Origin of the sequence: Actinophytocola xinjiangensis, from assembly GCF_001921215.1 — a bacterium.
Classification (GTDB): Bacteria; Actinomycetota; Actinomycetes; order Mycobacteriales; family Pseudonocardiaceae; genus Actinophytocola; species Actinophytocola xinjiangensis.
Genome location: NZ_MSIF01000006.1, coordinates 63,923 through 80,718, shown reverse-complemented (window position 1 = coordinate 80,718; position 16,796 = coordinate 63,923). Strand labels below are relative to the sequence as shown.

The 16,796-nt window shown below is 66.5% G+C and carries 14 protein-coding genes; 8 read left to right on the top strand and 6 right to left on the bottom strand.

Translation table 11 applies throughout. The features are described from left to right. The first annotated feature begins 32 nt into the window (after positions 1-32). Both BLA60_RS14960 and BLA60_RS14955 read left to right on the top strand, forming a co-directional pair. On the top strand, positions 33-773 hold the full coding sequence (locus BLA60_RS14960; RefSeq protein WP_154814359.1) for a GntR family transcriptional regulator: 741 nt from the start codon (positions 33-35) through the stop codon (positions 771-773). A gap of 91 nt (positions 774-864) precedes the next feature. Then, on the top strand, positions 865-2,190 hold the full coding sequence (locus BLA60_RS14955; protein ID WP_075133480.1) for a phytase: 1,326 nt from the start codon (positions 865-867) through the stop codon (positions 2,188-2,190). A 58-nt stretch (positions 2,191-2,248) separates the two neighbouring features. On the opposite strand, the gene iolD is transcribed toward BLA60_RS14955, so the two are convergent. The 6 genes from iolD to BLA60_RS14925 are packed head-to-tail and all read right to left on the bottom strand — an operon-like array spanning position 2,249 to position 8,618. Further along, the gene (iolD, locus tag BLA60_RS14950) at positions 2,249-4,090 is read right to left on the bottom strand and encodes a 3D-(3,5/4)-trihydroxycyclohexane-1,2-dione acylhydrolase (decyclizing) (RefSeq protein ID WP_075133479.1); all 1,842 of its coding nucleotides are present in this window, start codon (positions 4,088-4,090) and stop codon (positions 2,249-2,251) included. Further along, positions 4,087-4,953: a 5-deoxy-glucuronate isomerase gene (gene iolB, locus BLA60_RS14945; RefSeq protein ID WP_075133478.1), complete on the bottom strand. Its 867-nt coding sequence runs from the start codon at positions 4,951-4,953 to the stop codon at positions 4,087-4,089. The genes iolD and iolB overlap by 4 nt, the downstream gene beginning before the upstream one ends. After that, on the bottom strand, positions 4,950-5,840 hold the full coding sequence (locus tag BLA60_RS14940; protein ID WP_075133477.1) for a Cgl0159 family (beta/alpha)8-fold protein: 891 nt from the start codon (positions 5,838-5,840) through the stop codon (positions 4,950-4,952). Before BLA60_RS14940 ends, iolB begins: the two co-directional genes overlap by 4 nt. Then, positions 5,837-6,766, bottom strand: coding sequence for a 5-dehydro-2-deoxygluconokinase (gene iolC / locus BLA60_RS14935; RefSeq protein ID WP_075133476.1), 930 nt, complete (start codon positions 6,764-6,766; stop codon positions 5,837-5,839). The genes BLA60_RS14940 and iolC overlap by 4 nt, the downstream gene beginning before the upstream one ends. Then, on the bottom strand, positions 6,763-7,620 hold the full coding sequence (locus tag BLA60_RS14930; protein ID WP_425427064.1) for a TIM barrel protein: 858 nt from the start codon (positions 7,618-7,620) through the stop codon (positions 6,763-6,765). Before BLA60_RS14930 ends, iolC begins: the two co-directional genes overlap by 4 nt. Further along, positions 7,620-8,618: a Gfo/Idh/MocA family protein gene (locus BLA60_RS14925; protein ID WP_075133474.1), complete on the bottom strand. Its 999-nt coding sequence runs from the start codon at positions 8,616-8,618 to the stop codon at positions 7,620-7,622. The genes BLA60_RS14930 and BLA60_RS14925 overlap by 1 nt, the downstream gene beginning before the upstream one ends. Before the next feature lie 100 nt (positions 8,619-8,718). Between BLA60_RS14925 and BLA60_RS14920 the strand changes: the two genes are divergently transcribed. From BLA60_RS14920 to BLA60_RS14900, 6 genes are all read left to right on the top strand, one after another. Further along, the gene (locus BLA60_RS14920) at positions 8,719-9,720 is read left to right on the top strand and encodes a LacI family DNA-binding transcriptional regulator (protein WP_075133703.1); all 1,002 of its coding nucleotides are present in this window, start codon (positions 8,719-8,721) and stop codon (positions 9,718-9,720) included. Between the two features lie 28 nt (positions 9,721-9,748). Then, positions 9,749-11,242, top strand: a complete 1,494-nt coding sequence (locus BLA60_RS14915; protein ID WP_075133473.1) for a CoA-acylating methylmalonate-semialdehyde dehydrogenase — start codon at positions 9,749-9,751, stop codon at positions 11,240-11,242. A 26-nt stretch (positions 11,243-11,268) separates the two neighbouring features. Then, positions 11,269-11,595 carry a recombinase zinc ribbon domain-containing protein gene (locus BLA60_RS46535; RefSeq protein ID WP_075133472.1) on the top strand — a complete coding sequence of 109 codons (327 nt, stop codon included), beginning with the start codon at positions 11,269-11,271 and terminating at the stop codon, positions 11,593-11,595. Beyond that, a complete protein-coding gene (locus BLA60_RS14905) occupies positions 11,522-11,983 on the top strand; it encodes a hypothetical protein (RefSeq protein WP_154814358.1) in 462 nt (153 codons plus the stop codon). Before BLA60_RS46535 ends, BLA60_RS14905 begins: the two co-directional genes overlap by 74 nt. A 388-nt stretch (positions 11,984-12,371) precedes the next feature. Continuing rightward, positions 12,372-13,586, top strand: coding sequence for a hypothetical protein (locus BLA60_RS43220; protein ID WP_154814357.1), 1,215 nt, complete (start codon positions 12,372-12,374; stop codon positions 13,584-13,586). A gap of 719 nt (positions 13,587-14,305) precedes the next feature. Continuing rightward, positions 14,306-15,712, top strand: a complete 1,407-nt coding sequence (locus BLA60_RS14900; protein ID WP_211288734.1) for an ATP-binding protein — start codon at positions 14,306-14,308, stop codon at positions 15,710-15,712. Positions 15,713-16,796: the final 1,084 nt, after the last annotated feature.

Genomic DNA, 16,796 nt, shown 5'->3' with positions numbered 1-16,796 from the left:
CCGGCAACCGTTGCCGGGCACGGGAGGCCCTGGTGACCGCGCTCAGCGACTTGGTGAAGATCGACCGGATGAGCCCGGTCCCGTTGTACTTCCAGATGGCCGCACGGATCCGTGAGCTCATCGAGTCCGGCAGGCTCGAGCCGGGGCACCGGCTGGACAACGAGATGGAGGTGGCCGCGCAGCTTGGCCTGTCCCGGCCGACGGTGCGCCAGGCCATGCAGCTCCTCGTGGACCAGGGGCTGCTCAGCCGCAAACGGGGGATCGGCACGACGGTGGTCAGCACCAGGGTGCGCAGGATGACCCAGCTGACCAGTCTCTACGAGGACCTTGAGCGGTCCGGGCGGAAGCCGAGCACGCGGGTGCTGTCCTACGAGGTGGTGCCCGCGGCGGCCGAGGTGGCCGACGCGCTGGCCGTGCCGATGGGGGCCGACGTCCTGTCGATCCGCAGGCTCCGGTTTGCCGACGGGGAGCCGCTCGCCATCCTGCGCAACTACCTGCGAGCCGACCTCGGCGTCACCGAGGACGAACTCGCCGACCGTGGGCTGTACCAGATCCTGCGCGATCTCGGGAGCGCGGTACGGTCGATCGACCAGCTGGTCGGCGCGCGCAAGGCGACGGCCGCCGAGGCGAGTCTGCTCGACGAGGAGCGGGACGCGACGCTGCTCACCGTCGAACGCACCGCGCACGACACCTCCGGCAGGCCGGTGGAGTACGGCAGGGACCTCTACCGCGCCTCGCTCTACACCATCCACATGAGCGCCACGAACCCGTAGGAAGCGGTTCGTTTCCAGTACACCCAGAAGTTCCAGAATTGTTTCACGACAAAGATTGGAGCGCTCTACTGTCATGCGCAAAGAAGTCAGGATGTTCTCGGCGGCTCTCGCCGTCACACTGCCCGCGCTGGTTGTCCACTTAGGACCGGTGGCCGGCGGCGCCACGCTGCCGACCGCCGTCCCCACCGTGGAGACACCGGCCACGTTCAACGACGACGCGGGCGGCAATGTCGACTCCGACGACCCGGAGGTGTGGATCCACCCCGACGACACCGACGACAGCCTCGTTCTCGGCGCCGAGAAAGAGGCGGGCATGACCGTGTTCGACATGCACGGCGCCGTCGTGCAGCACGTCGAGCCTGCCCCACCGCCGCGGCCCGGTGACGAGGGCGGCAGGCTCAACAACCTCGACGTGCTCTACGACGTGCCGATCGACGACCACGACGAGGACATCGCCGTGGTGAGCGACCGGGGACTCGACAAGCTGCACATCTTCAGGATCGACGAGGACGCGGCGGAGAACCGTGACGACCCGGTCACCGACATCACCGCGTCCGACGCTCCGTACCTGTTCTCCGCCAACCAGGACGAGGTGAACGAGCAGAACACCGCCTACGGCCTGACCACGTGGAAGTCCGACAGTGGCACCGTGTACGTCATCGTCACCCGCTCCGACCGCACGGACCTGGCCCTGTTCCGGCTCACCCCGAACAGCGACGGCACGGTCGGCTACCGGCTCGTGCGCCGCGCGGCGCTGCCCGACTCCTTCACGCTGCCGGACGGCACCTCGTGGACCCCGTGCACCGATCCCGGCGAGGAACCGCACGCTGAGGGCATGGTCGTCGACGAGGAACGCGGACTGGTCTACATCTCCCAGGAAGGCGTGGGCATCTGGCGTGCCAACGCGGACCTGCGGTCGTTCGCGCCGGTCCTGATCGACAAGGTCAGGGAGTTCGGTGTGCCCGGCACCTACGACCCGGTGGCCGACGAGTGCGTCGCGGGGCCGGACCCCGGTTACGGCGGCACGCACCTGAGCGCCGACGTGGAGGGCCTGTCGATCTACCACCGGGCCGACCGCAAGGGGTACCTGATCGCGTCCAGTCAGGGCGACAGCACCTACGCCGTCTACGACCGGGTGCCGGGCAACCGGCATCTCGGCCAGTTCCGGATCGGTGACGGGCCCGCTGTCGACGGCACCCAGAACACCGACAGCTTCTTCGTCACCAACGTGCCGGTCGCCCAGTTCCGCAAGGGAGTGATGCTCGTGCAGGACGGCGACAACACACCACACGAGGTTGACGAGAACGGTGAGGTCCGCGAGGGCACGAACTTCAAGTACGTGCCCTGGGAGAGCGTCGCCACCGCCTTCCCGGCCGACCTGAGGATCGACACCGAGGGCTGGCACCCGCGCGACTGACGCACAACGGAATGCTCCGGCACGAGTGTTCGTGCCGGAGCATTCCCTTGTGCGGTGGCTAGGGTGCGAGGTAGCGCAACTGCCCGGCCTTCCCGGCCGTGAGTCGCGTCCTGGCGGAGCGGACCTCGTCGCGGTGGCTCACCTCCGGGACACCGACCTCCCACCACGCACCCGCCTCGGTCCACGACGACGGGGCCGTGCGGACCACCACGACGGCGGGGCGGTCGGTGGCCGCCGCACGGGCCTTGGCGTAGGCGGCACGCAGGTCGTCGACGGTGGTGGCGGTGAACACGGCGCACCCCTGTGCGGCGGCGTGTGCGGCGAAGTCGACGCGCGGGGGCCGCGTCACGGTGGTGCGGCAGGTCTCGTACATGTTGTTGTACGAGGCGCCGCCCTGCCCGTTCTGGAGGCGTTCGATCACGGCGTACCCGTCGTTGTCGCAGACGATCGCGACGAAGCCGTGCCCGGCGAACGCCGCGGAGTACAGTTCAGCGTTGAGCATCAGGTAGGAGCCGTCGCCGAGCAGTGTGGTCACCACGCCGCCGGGTCGTGCCATGGCGGCGCCCCACGCACCGGCCAGCTCGTAACCCATGCAGGAGAAGCCGTACTCGATGTCCATTGTGGATGTTCCGGTCGCACGCCACCCGCCGGCCAGTTCGCCGGGCAGGCCACCGGACGCGGTCATCACGTAGTCCTCGGGACCGGACGCCTCGTTCACCGCGCCGACCACCTGCGCGTAGGTCGGCAGCTCGGTGGCCGCCGAGCGCAACCCGTCGACCTGACTGTCCCATGCGGACAGTTCTGCGCGGGCCCGTGTCCGCCACGCCGGGGTCACCCGCAGCGCACAGTCCAGTTCGGACAGTGCCGCCCGCGCGTCGCCGACCACCGCCAGCGCGCCGTGTTTCACCGCGTCGAACCGTGCCGCGTTCACCGTGACCACCCGGACGTTCGGTGCGAACACCGTCCACGACGCCGTGGTGAAGTCCTGCAGTCGCGTGCCCACCGCCAGCACCACGTCGGCCTCGGCGGCCAGCGCGTTCGCCGACGCGGACCCGGTGACGCCGAGCGGCCCCGCGTACAGGGGGTGGTCGTGCGGCACCAGGGTGCGGCCGGCGGTGGTCTCGGCGAGCGGGATGCCGTGCGCCTCGGCGAACCGCAGCGCCTCGGCGGCCGCGTCCGAGTACCGCACGCCACCGCCGAGCACCATGAGCGGCCGCATGGCGGACTCCAGCACCGCGGCCGCGGCCACGAGCGCGTCCGTGTCCGGCCGGGTCCGGAGTGGCCGGTGCGACACCGGTTCGAACAGGGCGCCGGGGAAGTCGAACGTCTCCGCCTGGACGTCCTGCGGCAGCGCGAGGGTGACCGGGCCGCAGTCCGCCGGGTCGGTGAGCACGCGCGCGACCTGGGGCAGGGTGGCGAGGAGTTGTTCCGGCCGGGTGATCCGGTCGAAGTACCGGGACACCGCCCGGAACGCGTCGTTCACCGAGCCGCCCGGATCGTGGAAGTGCTCGACCTGCTGCAGCACCGGATCCGGTGCGCGGCTCGCGAACGTGTCGCCGGGCAGCAACAGCAGCGGCAGCCGGTTGGCGTGCGCGACCCCGGCCGCGGTGACCATGTTCGTCGCGCCGGGCCCCACCGACGAGGTGACGACGCCGACCTGGCGGCGGTGTGTGGCCTTGGCGTACCCGACCGCGGCGAGCGCCATGCCCTGCTCGTTGTGCCCGCGCCACACCGGGATGCGGTCGCGCTGTTCCTCCAGCGCGGTGCCGATGCCGAGGACGTTGCCGTGCCCGAAGATCGCCCACACGGCAGGGAACAGCGGTGCTTCGCTGCCGTCGGTGAGTTCGGTGCGCTGGGCGATGAGCCAGCGGACCAGTGCCTGTGCGGTGGTGAGTCTCATGTCCGTCCTTCCGCGGTGGTGACCGGGCAGCGCGGGTCCTGTTCCTGGCCTGCCCAGGTGTCGCGGACCCAGCTGTGCGCGGGGTCGTCGCAGAACGCCATGGACCGCTCGGGGCCCGGGCCGGCGAGCACGTTCAGGTAGTACATCGGGTAGCCGGGCGCGGCGACGCACGGACCGTGGAACCCGCGCGGTATCAGGAAGACGTCGCCGTCCCGCACCGCGGTGTCCACGTCGATGGCCCCGTCTGCGGTGTAGGTCCGGTGCAGGCCGAAGCCGTCACGGCCCGCGATCCGGAAGTAGTAGATCTCCTCGTTGACGACCTCGCACTCGCTTGCCTCGTCGTGCTTGTGCGGCGGGTACGAGGACCAGTTGCCGTCGGGGGTGATCAGCTCGCAGGCGTTGAGCTTGTCGGCGTGGTCCCACACCCCCGGCACGCCGAAGTTGGTGACCTGCCGGGTGGCGTTGCCCGCGCCCCGCACCTCGACGGGCACGTCCTCCGCCGGCCCGTACCTCGGCGCCATCCTGCGGGTGCAGCGCGCCATCGGCAACGCCAGCTCGCAGCCCTCCCAGCTGTGCACGGTCACCTCTGCATCCCGTGGCACGTAAGCGAAGTCGGTCACCCGTGTGAACACCGACCCCCGCCCGCGCAACGCGAAGGACTCGCCGTCCACCGCGACCGTGCACCCACCACGCAACGGCAGTACGAACGCCTCGAACTCGCCGGTGCGCACGGTCCGGGTGCCGCCTGCCGCGACCGTGAGCACTCGCAGACCCGTGTAGGTCCAGCCCGCGTGGTCCGGCGTCAGCAGTACCGGGTCGTCGCCGTCCGCGAGCGTTCCCCGCGGGTGGTGCAGGGCGGTCATGACCGCGCCGCCGTGAACAAGTCCGCCGCCGCGGCCACGGCCGCCGCGACATCGTCGCCCGGCGGGTAGAGCAGGGTCCGGCCGACCACGAGACCGCGCACGACCGGGTGGGTGAGCGCGGTGCCCCATGCGGCGAGGTCCGCCGCGGTGTCACCGGACGGCACGCCGCCCAGTACCAGGCAGGGCAGGGTCGTGGCGTCCAGCACGGCGAGGTCCTCGGGCGCGGGGAGCTTCAGCCACGTGTACGCCGAGGTCCGGCCGAGTCCCGAGGCGACGGTGATCGCCCGCGCGAGCGACGCCGCGTCCTTGCCCAGCACGAGCGTGCCGTCGACGCGCCGGTAGGGGAGCGGCTCGACCAGCGCGGGCAACCCGCGGTCCGCCAGGGCGGACACTGCGTCGGCGCACGCCCGCAGGGTGGGCACCGTGCCAGGGTCGTCGTCGACGATGCGCAGCAGCATCTTCCCGCCGTCGAGCCGGTACTCCGCGATCGCGGCGGTGTCGTAGGCGGTGAACCGGTCGTCGATCTCCCAGCCCGCGCCCGCGAGCCCGCCGCGGTTCATCGAGCCGATGACCACCTTGCCGTGCAACGCGTCCAGCAGCAACAGGTCCTCGACCACGTCCGGGGTGGCGAGCACGCCGTCGACGTGCGGGTTCGCGAGCGCGACGAGCAGCCGGTCCAGCAGGTCACGCCTGCCCGCCATGGCCAGCGGGCGGTCGCCGACGGCGAGCGCACCGCGCGCCGGGTGGTCCGCGGCGACGAGGAACAGCGTGCCCGCGTCCGTCAGCAGGCGCTCGCGGCGCCGCCGGGACGCGTACGCCGCGCGGATCGCGCCCGGCTCGGTCGCCCTCGTGTGCAACAGGTCGGCCCACTGCCCGTCGGTGATCACAGTGCCTCCTCGAGTTCGGCGGTGGTCGGCATCGCGTCCGCGCAGGCCAGGCGTCCGGCGACCAGCGCGCCCGCGACGTTGGCGTACCGGGCGGTCGTCTCCGGTGGCCACCCTGACAGCAGACCGTGCACGAGTGCGCCGCCGAACGCGTCGCCCGCGCCGAGCCCGCACACCACGTCGACGGGGTGCGGCGGCACCGTCCACGTCCCGTCGACGGTGGCGACGAGCACGCCGTCGGCGCCCTTCTTGACGACGGCGAGTTCCACCCCGTGCGCCAGCAACCGGTTCGCGGCTTCCTCGGGGTCGTCGGTGCCCGTGGCCACGGCCACCTCGGCCCGGTTGCCGACGACGACGCCGACGTGGTCGAGCAGCCACCGGTACTCGGCCCTGGCGGTGTCCTGGTCCGGCCAGAACATCGGCCGGTAGTCCAGGTCCAGCACGGTGTGGGCGCGCCGGGCGCGGTGTTCCAGCACGGCCCGCTGGGTGCCGCGCGCCGGTTCCGCGCTCATGCCGGTGCCGGTCACCCACAACGCGGGCACGTCGCGCACCACGTCCCACGGCACGTCGTCCTCGATGAGGGTGAGGTCGGGTGCGGTGGGCAGGCGGTAGAACAGCAGCGGCGGGTCCTCCGGCGGGTCCAGTGCGCAGAACACCACGGGGGTCAGCAGGTCCTGCGCGGTGCCGACGTACTCGGCCGCGACGCCGAACCCGGTCAGCGCGTCGCGCACGTAGCCACCGAAGCCGTCCGGACCTACCTTGGTGAGCACGGCGGTGCGGTGGCCGAGCCGGGCCGCGGCGACCGCGACGTTGGTCGCGGTGCCGCCGAGCGATCTGGCGAAGGTGTCCGCTTGGGACAGTGGCACGCCGCTCCGGGTCGGGTACAGGTCCACTCCCACCCGGCCGACGGTGAGCAGTTCGAGGCTCATGGCCGGACTCCGAGGTGCGCGAGGCTACGTGCCACGTCCTCGCGCGGTCCGTCGACGGGGCTGTCCTCGGACAGCGCGATGTCCTGTTCGAGCACGTACCAGCCGTCGTAACCGGCGGCGTCGAGGTGCCCGATGATCGCGGCGATGTCCACGTCGCCGTCCCCGAGCGGCACGTAGACGCCCTCTCGTACGGCCTGGGTGTAGCCCAGTTCGCCGGAACGCACCCTGGCGGCCACGTCGTGCCGGACGTCCTTGAGGTGCACGTGCCCGACGCGCGTGGCCCACCGCCTCGCGACCTCGACCGGGTCCGCGCCGCCGATCAGCAGATGCCCGGTGTCCAGGCACAGCGGCAGCGGCGAGTCGGCGAGGAAGCGTTCGACCTCGTGCGCCCGTTCGACGTGCGTGCCGACGTGCGGGTGCAGCACTGTGCGCAGACCGTGTGCCTCGGCGCGGCTCGTGATCCGTGCTGCCGTGCCGACCAGCGTGCGCCACTCGTCGTCGGTCAGGTCCGGCCGCTCGTCGTAGCCGTCGAGCCCTGTCGCGGCGGCGAGGACCAGGACGTCGCCGCCCGCTCGGGCGAGCAGCGCCGCAACCCGGTCGGCCTCGGCCAGATGCCGCGGGTCGCCGGTGTGCAGCGGCACCGCGAGAAACCCGCCGACCAGCCCGAGCCCGTGCCCGCGTAACGCCGAGGCCAGCTCCTCCGGTGACCCCGGCAGATAGCCCGGCGGGCCCAGTTCCGTGGCCGTGATGCCGAGCCGCGCCATCTCGTCGAGCACCGTGTCCGGGTCGAGCACCCGGCCCCAGCCGGGCACCTCGCACACACCCCAGGAAATCGGTGCGGCAGCCACGCGCATCATGCGGGCACCGCCTCGGTGACGCGGACAGGTGCGCCGCTGCGGCGGGACGCGTCGCAGGCGTCCGCGAGCCGCTGGCTCACCAGGCTCTCCCTGGCGGGGGAGGGATTCGCCGCACGTCCGGCGACCACGTCCACGAACACGGCCATCTCGTTCTCGTACGCTCGCCGGAACCGCTCGGGGAAGCCCTGGTAGGGCGCCGTCGGCGCGGGCATGCCCGGTTCGAGGGAACGCAACGGGGTATGTGCGTCCACGCCAACCGCCAGCGAGTCCCTGCTGCCGAACACCTCCAGCCGGTGGTCGTAGCCCGCGCCGTTGTGCCTGCCACCGGACAGCAGCGCGTGCGCACCGCCTGCGAAGGTGAGTGCCACCACGCAGTTGTCGACGTCGTCCTCGGCGGCGAACGCCTCGTGCACCAGCACCGAACCGGCCGCGTACACCTCGACCACCGGTTCGCCGACCAGCCACGGCACCGCGTCCAGGTCGTGGATCAACAGGTCGTGGAAGATGCCGCCGGAGACTGGCAGGTAGCCGAAGTCCGGCGGCGCCGCGTCCTGACCCGTCGACCGCGCGAGGTAGACCGTACCCACCTCGCCGGACCGGACACGGCGGTGCAACTCCGCCACCGCCGGGTCGAACCTGCGCTGGAACCCGACCACGACCTCGACGCCCGCCGCGTCGATGTCCCTGACGAGCGCGTGCATCTCCTCGTAGGAGCGTGCGATCGGTTTCTCGCACAGGGCGGGCACGCCCGCGGCGAGCGCACGGCGAACCACCTCCGGGTGCGTCGCCGTCGGCGTCGCGATCAGCACGCCGTCACACGCGGCGAGCAGCGCGTCGAGGTCCGCGGTGGCGCGTGCGCCGATGTCCCCGGCCGCCGTCGCCGCGCGGCCGGGGGCCGGGTCGAACAGCACCAGTTCGTCGACTGTGGACATTCGGGCGAGGTGTGCGACGTGCATGGCGCCGACCCGGCCGACGCCCGCCACTCCGATACGCATCAGTTCGATCTCCGTCCAGGAGAAGGATTAGAGCGCTCTATTCTTTAGAGCGCTCTAACGATGTATGGTGGGTTTCCACGGTGTCAAGCAGGAGGTTTGGATGGCCCGGCCGACGATGACGGACGTGGCGGAGTTGGCGGGGGTGTCCCGAGCACTCGTCTCGCTGGTGATGCGCGGCTCGTCGAACGTGAGCAGCCTCCGGCGCGACGCGGTGCTCGCGGCCGCCGCCGAACTCGGCTACACGCCGCACCAGATGGCCCGATCGCTGGCCAGCCGCACGTCCACCGTGCTCGGCGTCATGGTCTCCGACCTGCGCAACGCGTTCTTCGTCGACGTCGTGGAGGGCATCGACGCGGCCGCACGGGTCGCCGGCTTCGAGATGGTGATCAACACCGGTGGCCGCAGTCCCGTTCGGGAACGGGTGGCGTTGCGCAGCCTGCTGTCGTTCCGGCCAGCCGGGATCGTGCTGCTCTCGCCGGTGCTGTCCGCGGCGGCGATCACCGAGGCCAGTGGGCAGGGCCCGCTGGTGCTGGTGTCCCGGACCACGAGGCTGTCCTCGGTCGACACCGTCAACGACGACGGCGCGACCGGCGCGGCGCTGGCGGTCGACCACCTGGTCCGCCTCGGGCACACCAGGATCGCGCACTTCGACGGGGGCAGGGCGTCGGTCGCGACCGCGCGCAGGCAGGGGTACACGGCCGCGATGCGACGGCACGGGCTCGACCCGCGCGTCGTGGCAAGCGAGCACACCGACGTGGCAGGCGCCAAGGCGGTGCGCCAGGTCTGGGGCGAGTCCGGTGGTCTCCCGCCCACGGCGGTCCTGGCCGGCAACGACTTCAACGCCATCGGCGCGATCTCCGCGCTCGAGGAGATCGGCCTGCGGGTGCCGCGGGACGTGTCGGTGGTCGGCTACGACAACACCTCGCTGGCCGCCATGGGGCACGTCTCCCTCACCACGATCGATCAGCCCCGCGCTGAGGTCGGCAGGCTGGCCGTCGCGGCGCTGCTCGAACGCGTGCGCGGCGAACGCGACGAGCCGGTACGGCACCTGCTCCAGTCGACCCTCGTCGTCCGCGCGACGACGGCACCACCGCCGCCATGACCACACTGCTCCCTGAAGGGACGTTCTCGTGAACTCACCACAGCTCGTGCCGCACTACATCGACGGTGCGCGGACCCCCGGCACGGCCGGCCGCACCGCCCCGGTGTTCGACCCCGCGACCGGTGTCGCCCACAAGGAGGTCGTGCTTGCCGGACAGTCCGATGTGGACCTGGCGGTCGCGTCGGCGGGCAAGGCCGCGGCCGGGTGGGCGGAGTCGTCGTTGTCGCAGCGGACCAGGGTCCTGTTCGCCTACCGGCAGTTGCTCCACGAACACCGGCGTGAGCTGGCCGAGCTGATCACGGCCGAACACGGCAAGGTACTCGACGACGCCGCGGGTGAGGTGCAGCGTGGCCTGGAGGTCGTCGAGTTCGCCTGCGGCATTCCGCACCTGCTCAAGGGTGAGCACTCCGAGCAGGTCTCCCGCGGTGTGGACGCCTATTCGGTCCGGCACCCGCTGGGTGTCGTCGCGGGCGTCACGCCGTTCAACTTCCCCGTCATGGTGCCGATGTGGATGTTCCCGATCGCGGTCGCGTGTGGCAACGCCTTCGTGCTCAAGCCTTCCGAACGCGACCCGTCCGCCCCGGTGCGGCTCGCCGAGCTGTTCACGGCGGCGGGACTGCCCGACGGGGTGCTCAATGTCCTGCACGGCGACGCGGCCGCCGTGCACGCGCTGCTCGACCACCCCGACGTGACCGCGGTCTCGTTCGTCGGCTCCACACCGATCGCCAGGCAGGTGTACGCCCGCGGCACGGCGGCGGGCAAGCGGGTCCAGGCGTTGGGCGGCGCGAAGAACCACATGGTCGTCCTGCCGGACGCCGACCTCGACCAGGCCGCCGACGCCGCGGTGTCGGCGGGCTTCGGCAGCGCGGGCGAACGCTGCATGGCGATCTCGGCCGTGGTCGCGGTCGGCGACATCGCGGACGACCTCGTGGCCGGGATCGCCGAGCGCGCCCGGTCGTTGCGCACGCTGCCCGGCACCGACCCGATGGCACAGATGGGCCCCCTGGTCACCGCCGCCGCACGGGACCGCGTCGTGTCCTACGTGGACGCGGGCGAAGCGGCGGGCGCGACCCTGGTCGTCGATGGCCGAGGACACGCCGTATCCGGCCACGACGGGTTCTGGGTGGGGCCCACCGTGTTCGACCACGTCCGCACCGGAATGTCGATCTACACGGACGAGATATTCGGCCCGGTGCTCTCCGTCCTGAGAGTCGACACCCTCGACGAGGCGATCGCACTGGTGAACGCCAACCCGTACGGCAACGGCACCGCCGTCTACACCGGCGACGGCCTCGCCGCACGCGAGTACCAGCGGCGCGTACACGTCGGCATGGTCGGCATCAACGTGCCGATCCCGGTGCCCATGGCCTACTACTCGTTCGGCGGCTGGAAGGACTCCTTGTTCGGCGACACCCACGCACACGGCACGCAGGGCGTCCACTTCTACACCAGAGCGAAGGCCGTCACCGCCCGCTGGCCACTCCACCACGGGATCGACCTGGGGTTCCCCGCGCACGCCTGAGGCACGGCGAGTCGGCGGTTGGCCCGGTGCGATCCAGCCACCACCGCCGATGGCGACGACGGCCGTATCTGCTGCGTGGGCTGGTGCGGTGCGGGATCTGCCAGCGGAAGATGCAAGGCGCGAGCATCTGCAAAGACGTGTACTACCGGTGCATCGCACGGACTCTGGCGCCAGGCGCGGCGGCGTTGGCTGATCATCCGCGAACGGTGAACCTCCGGGAGGACCATCTTCTGGAGCCGTTGAACGGCTGGATCGGGCGACTTGTTCGACCGGAGCAACGTGGACCGGACGGTCACCGAACTTGTGGCATCCCAAGACGGTGGTGGGGGAGCGGTCGAGTACGAAGCTGCTAGGAAGCGGCTCGCGGAGGTCGAGACCGCGTTGCGGCGGCACCAAGCCGCTATCGCGGCGGGTGTTGACCCGGCGGCTCTCGTTGAGGTGATCAACGCCGCGCAAGCAGCACGGGAAGCCGTACAGGCGACCTTGGCGACCGTGGGCCGGACTGACGCGCTCACCGATGCCGAGGTGTACGCGATGGTCGATTCACTCGGCGACGTCGGCGCGACCTTGAAGGGTGGCGCGCCGGACGATCTGACCAGGCTTTACGAGAGTTTGCGGTTGCAGCTCCGGTACGAACCCCAGGAACAGGCCGTGTATGTGTCGGCCTCACCGCGTGTGGTTAGTGAACGTGTCCGAGGCCGGACTTGCACACTATTCACCCGTCGCTCGCTGAACCGGTGAGGTGTGATCGACCCACGATCCTCGCTCTTGCACGTTACGACGCGAGAGGACTCCCGTACCTCGCATCTAGGGACATGACCAGGGCTTGTACCCCGGGTCCCCCATGACTCACAACCCATGAAGCGTCCGCGAGAGCTGGACACGGTCACCCGAGCCCTGCTGCCAGCTTGGGGGACGATCCACGATCGGTCAGGCGGCTCACCGAGGCTGTGTGGCGCGGCCCTGGATAGAACATAGTTGGGCGGCTGTTCGCCTCGGTGGCCCGCAACAACGACAACTCGCGCCTTGCGTGTCTTAAGGCGCCGGTGCGCCTAACTAGTCCGAAGGACGCCATGTCGTATCCTTGCCTTCGCAGCATGGGCGTACCAGCCGAAAGGAAGAGAGTATCGTGTATTTGCTTTCCGATGACCATCGGAAGGAGTTTCTCTCCACTCCGGAAGTCGCACGCTTAACTGTGACATTGAATGAAGATGGCCCGAAACCAACGCTTTTAATTAAGGCGCGCACGCTCGCCCTCAAATACCTTACTAAGAAGAAATACTGTCATATATCTACATTTCGCGTTGCCGAGGAATGGCTAGGTTATTGGGTCGACCTGCAAGATGATCCGATCGATTCTGGAATCGTTTGGTCACTAGTAGAGAAGCCGGAAGAGAGGGAGGCGTTAAGACTATTGTCCTCTGGCTATAGCTGTGATGTCATCATATTTAATGAATTGGCGATTCCTGTCGCACACTCTGAACAAAACTTTCGGGTAGTGGCGGGAGATATCGAAACACTGCTGTCACAAACCGGCCTCCATTCAGCGCGTCAAAATGACAACCAGGTTGCAGAAGCGGCGATAGAACGCATCCGCGGGAATCGCGTAGCGACAGGTCAGTCAAGTTCGATGGAAGCCCATTTTGCATCGGATTGGCGAGATGTAGATGTGATGGTTCTCCGAAATAATAAATCGTGGAGTAAAACTTCTTTCTTTGCCACAGATGAAGGGCGCCAGCAGGAGGAGGTCGGCGTATGGCTAGTAGATAGCCTCCACGTCGCCGGATCGGTCCATAGTCCTCAAGTCTACACAAACGGCCAAAGAAGAGAACTTACAGATTTACTTATGACATACAAGTCAGGGTTATTCTTGATCGAATCCAAAGCTCTTGCAGTGTTTAATAGGGCGAACCTGCCCAGTAGAGACAAGCTCGGTGCGGATACGGCGAAGCATATCCGAAAAGCTGCCAAGCAGCTCAAAGGTGCAATTAGAAGCATCCGCATGGGGGCGGAGATACGAGACGAACAAGGCGACCGCCTTCCACTGGAATCGAATGTGATTCCTCATGCAATCATTCTGGTGCCCGACCTCTCCCTTCTCGAGGGTCTCGCAGAATTTGGCTCTGAGTTCTTCAGGCAAAACCACCGAGAAACGGATTCCATGTGGCACATACTGGACCTGATTGAGCTATTGCGCGTCGTTCAGGCGGCGAGCGAAATCTTTCGACTCGACCCCAATTGTCCATCCGAAATGGCGGCATTTGACTATTGCTTGATGGAGCGTGCCAAGCGATCAGTTTCAGAGAAGCATGCTAATTTTCAAATTTTGTGGCGCATTGGATAGTTACCGCCACAGAAGGGATGGTCCGGCGTACATGAGGACTCTTCGCAGAGTTGTCCGGGGACTGTTGATGTGGGGCGTTCACCGAGACGCAGTTGCGGCGGCGTTCGACGCGCGGTTGACGGCTGGCCGAAAGAGTCGGAAGCTCGGATCCGTGGGCCGAAGACACGAGGCGTGCCTACCCGCTGCGGGGCATGTGCGCTGCGGGTACGGCGGCGAATGAACGTTTACCTTCCGGAACGATCGGTGCTCGGCCTGCGGCTGGGAATGGTGTTCGCCGGAGTATCGGGACGAGACGGGTTAACCGACTCTAGGAGTCCACAGGAGCTACCGGGGCAAACATGGGCTGCTCGGCGCGCGCGAAGAAGACCGCGCCCAAGCCGGATACGAAGCTCGGCGTGTCGTGGCACAGGACATCTAACCTGGCCCATCACTATTCGAACGCGACGTGTCATCCAGTGGCATGTCGCAGTATGCCTACGTCTATTGTCCCGTATAATGTGCTTCCGGGTCTTCCAGGCCAGGTAGCAAGTCCCGAGATCTGAAATACAGATCATCAATCTCTACCGAGTTGGAGTCACGTTTGATCGACAAGCTCAGTCTGAGCAAGTGTATGCGGACAGCGTTCACGAAGGTTGCGCGCGTCCTTGATATAGGATGAGGCAATGCGGCCCGGTATTTCTAAATTTCTACTGAAATGATCTAAATGAATGGAGTGGGTAGTGATCCGAGATCTCGGGATTGTCGATGTTGATGCTGAAACAGTCGGCAGGCTCTTACTACTGGAAGAAAATCACTTCCAGGATATTAAGGCGCGCGAGATTATGCCAGCAAAGGTTGCCGTGCATGCCACTGCATTCGGCAATAGCGCTGGCGGTGAAATATACGTTGGAATTGATGAGGTTGCATCTCAACGTCGATGGAGAGGATTTGACACGATCGAGGATGCAAACGGTCATGTTCAGGTACTTCACAATCTATTTGAAGGTAATGACCTAGCATCTATTCGATTCCTGAGGGGGGCAGGTGTCGTCGGTTTCGTGCTGCATATTATCATAGAAAAATCTCGGGAGATGCTCGAAACCGCCGATGGCGGGATCTATATTCGGGCGAGTGCGCAGAAATTGCCCGTAAAGCTCCAGAACCACGTCTCTATCGAGCGCCTCAAGCTCGACAAGGGTCTTGCGACCTACGAGGATATGCCACTCGACTCGGTCGACATTCCACTCGTCAGTGATTCTCTCACGGTCACAGAGTTTATGATCGAGTCTGTGCCAGTTTCCGAACCAGATCCTTGGCTCCGAAGCCAGCGCCTCATAATCAATGACCGCCCAACAGTGGCAGCTGTTCTGCTTTATGCCGACGAGCCTCAGGTGATTCTCCCGAAGCGATCAGCGATCAAGATTCTTCGCTATAAATCGTCGAGCAAAGAGGGCTATCGTGATCAGTTGGATGGCAATCCGATCACAATTGAAGGACCACTGACAAAACAGATTCGCGATGCCGTGCATGCCGTTGCAGAGATTGTCGGATCAAGCCAAGTGCAGACTACGGGCGGCCTTGTTTCTGTATCATATCCCCCGGAAACATTGCATGAGATCGTGACTAATGCGGTGCTTCACCGTGATTATTCAATTGCAACTGATGTTCAGATTCGTATCTTTGATAACCGGATTGAGGTCGACAGTCCAGGGAGGCTTCCCGGGCATATAACTACCGCGAATATGCTCGATGAACAGTTCGCGCGCAACGGAAAGATTGTACGACTGATCAACAAGTTCCCCGATCCACCAAATAAGGACGTTGGAGAAGGGCTCAACACAGCGTTTCAAAAAATGCGAGAGATTGGACTCAAGCCGCCATCAATTGAAGAGCATGACAGTAGGGTGGTCGTGCGCATTCGACATGAGCGCCTCGCATCTTACGAGGAACAGATTCTGGAATATCTCATGGCCAATGGCGAGATTAATAACTCGAAGGCTCGGGAGTTGACCGGCGAAGGTTCCGAAAATAAGATGAAGCGGGTTTTTGAGAAAATGATGGATGCTGGACAGATCTACCGCGACCCCTCAAGAAGAGGTAGTGCCACTGCATACCTGCTCGGATCTCCACAGTCTGATTCTAACTAACTCCGCCACTCCTCTGTGAGATGGCCTGACCCGGCTGCAGGCAGGCCACCATCATGGTGCCTTTATAGCAATCCGCGCCTGGTTTTGTATTCCAAATAATTCCGACAGTGTGAGCATGCGGTGAGAATGACACTAAAGGGTCTTATATTTCGGCGGAATGTGCATTGTCGTCAAACCAATGCTCAGGGTGCACTGATCGCGAGTCGGTGGTAAGGGATACCATCGCCGTACTTGGCGGTTACTTGGGAGATTACGTGGATTCGACCGGGGCGCATCGGGTCGATGCCATTGACGGCGTTACGCATAGTTCCTTCGGAGATGGTGTCTTCTCCGAGAGCGCTGCATTCGGCGGCCAGTCTGGATACCGACCAATTGTGTTCGGCTAGCCAGTCGCGGATTACCTCGCGATTCAGCATTGGCATGGGGTCACCGGTGGAGGTCGTCGGGGGTGAGGATGGCGCAGTCGTGTAGTTCGCGGGCGAGGCCCCCGGCTCGTAGCCAGCGGACGGCGGAGTTGTCGAAGGACAGGGTTACGGTGCCTACCGGGGTCGGGGTGGGGTCCTGGGTGTGGAGAACGCCGTAGACGCCGACGATGGGGAATCGTCGGGCGCGGATGACTGCGGAGCCTTTGCGTAGGGCGGGACAGAGGCGGGTGGAGAGGGTTACGCAGTCTCGGCAGACTGGGGGTTCGGTTACGGCCATGTTCTCTGGCCAGTTTGGCCAGTCTTCGCGGTGATCTTGGAGTAGCCAGAGGGTGCCGTCGGGGGTTTGGTCGGCAGGGCCTGCGCAGACCTGGCACAGGAGGCGGCGCATGGCGCGGCGTTGGCGCAGGGGGTGGACGGCGCCGAATTCTGGGCGGCCGATGCCGGGGCGGTGGGGCGTTCGGGGCCAGAGGATGCCGTTGTTGTCTCGGTCGGTGAGTTTCTCGTCCGCGTAGGCGATTCCACCGGACGGCCTTCTTACTATCTTGGCTTGCGTGAACATTTCTTCGCTCCATGCGGTGACGTATGGAGCGATGATGTGGCTGTTGTCCGGTTGGGAGTTGTTGGAGATTGGTCGAGGGGAGGTCATGCGGATCCGATTG

Coding starts and splice junctions, on each gene's coding strand:
- BLA60_RS14955 (WP_075133480.1), top strand. CDS start 865: ATGTTCTCGGCGGCTCTCGCCGTCACACTGCCCGCGCTGGTTGTCCAC.
- iolD (WP_075133479.1), bottom strand. CDS start 4,090: ATGAGACTCACCACCGCACAGGCACTGGTCCGCTGGCTCATCGCCCAG.
- iolB (WP_075133478.1), bottom strand. CDS start 4,953: ATGACCGCCCTGCACCACCCGCGGGGAACGCTCGCGGACGGCGACGAC.
- iolC (WP_075133476.1), bottom strand. CDS start 6,766: ATGAGCCTCGAACTGCTCACCGTCGGCCGGGTGGGAGTGGACCTGTAC.
- BLA60_RS14930 (WP_425427064.1), bottom strand. CDS start 7,620: ATGCGCGTGGCTGCCGCACCGATTTCCTGGGGTGTGTGCGAGGTGCCC.
- BLA60_RS14925 (WP_075133474.1), bottom strand. CDS start 8,618: ATGCGTATCGGAGTGGCGGGCGTCGGCCGGGTCGGCGCCATGCACGTC.
- BLA60_RS14920 (WP_075133703.1), top strand. CDS start 8,719: ATGGCCCGGCCGACGATGACGGACGTGGCGGAGTTGGCGGGGGTGTCC.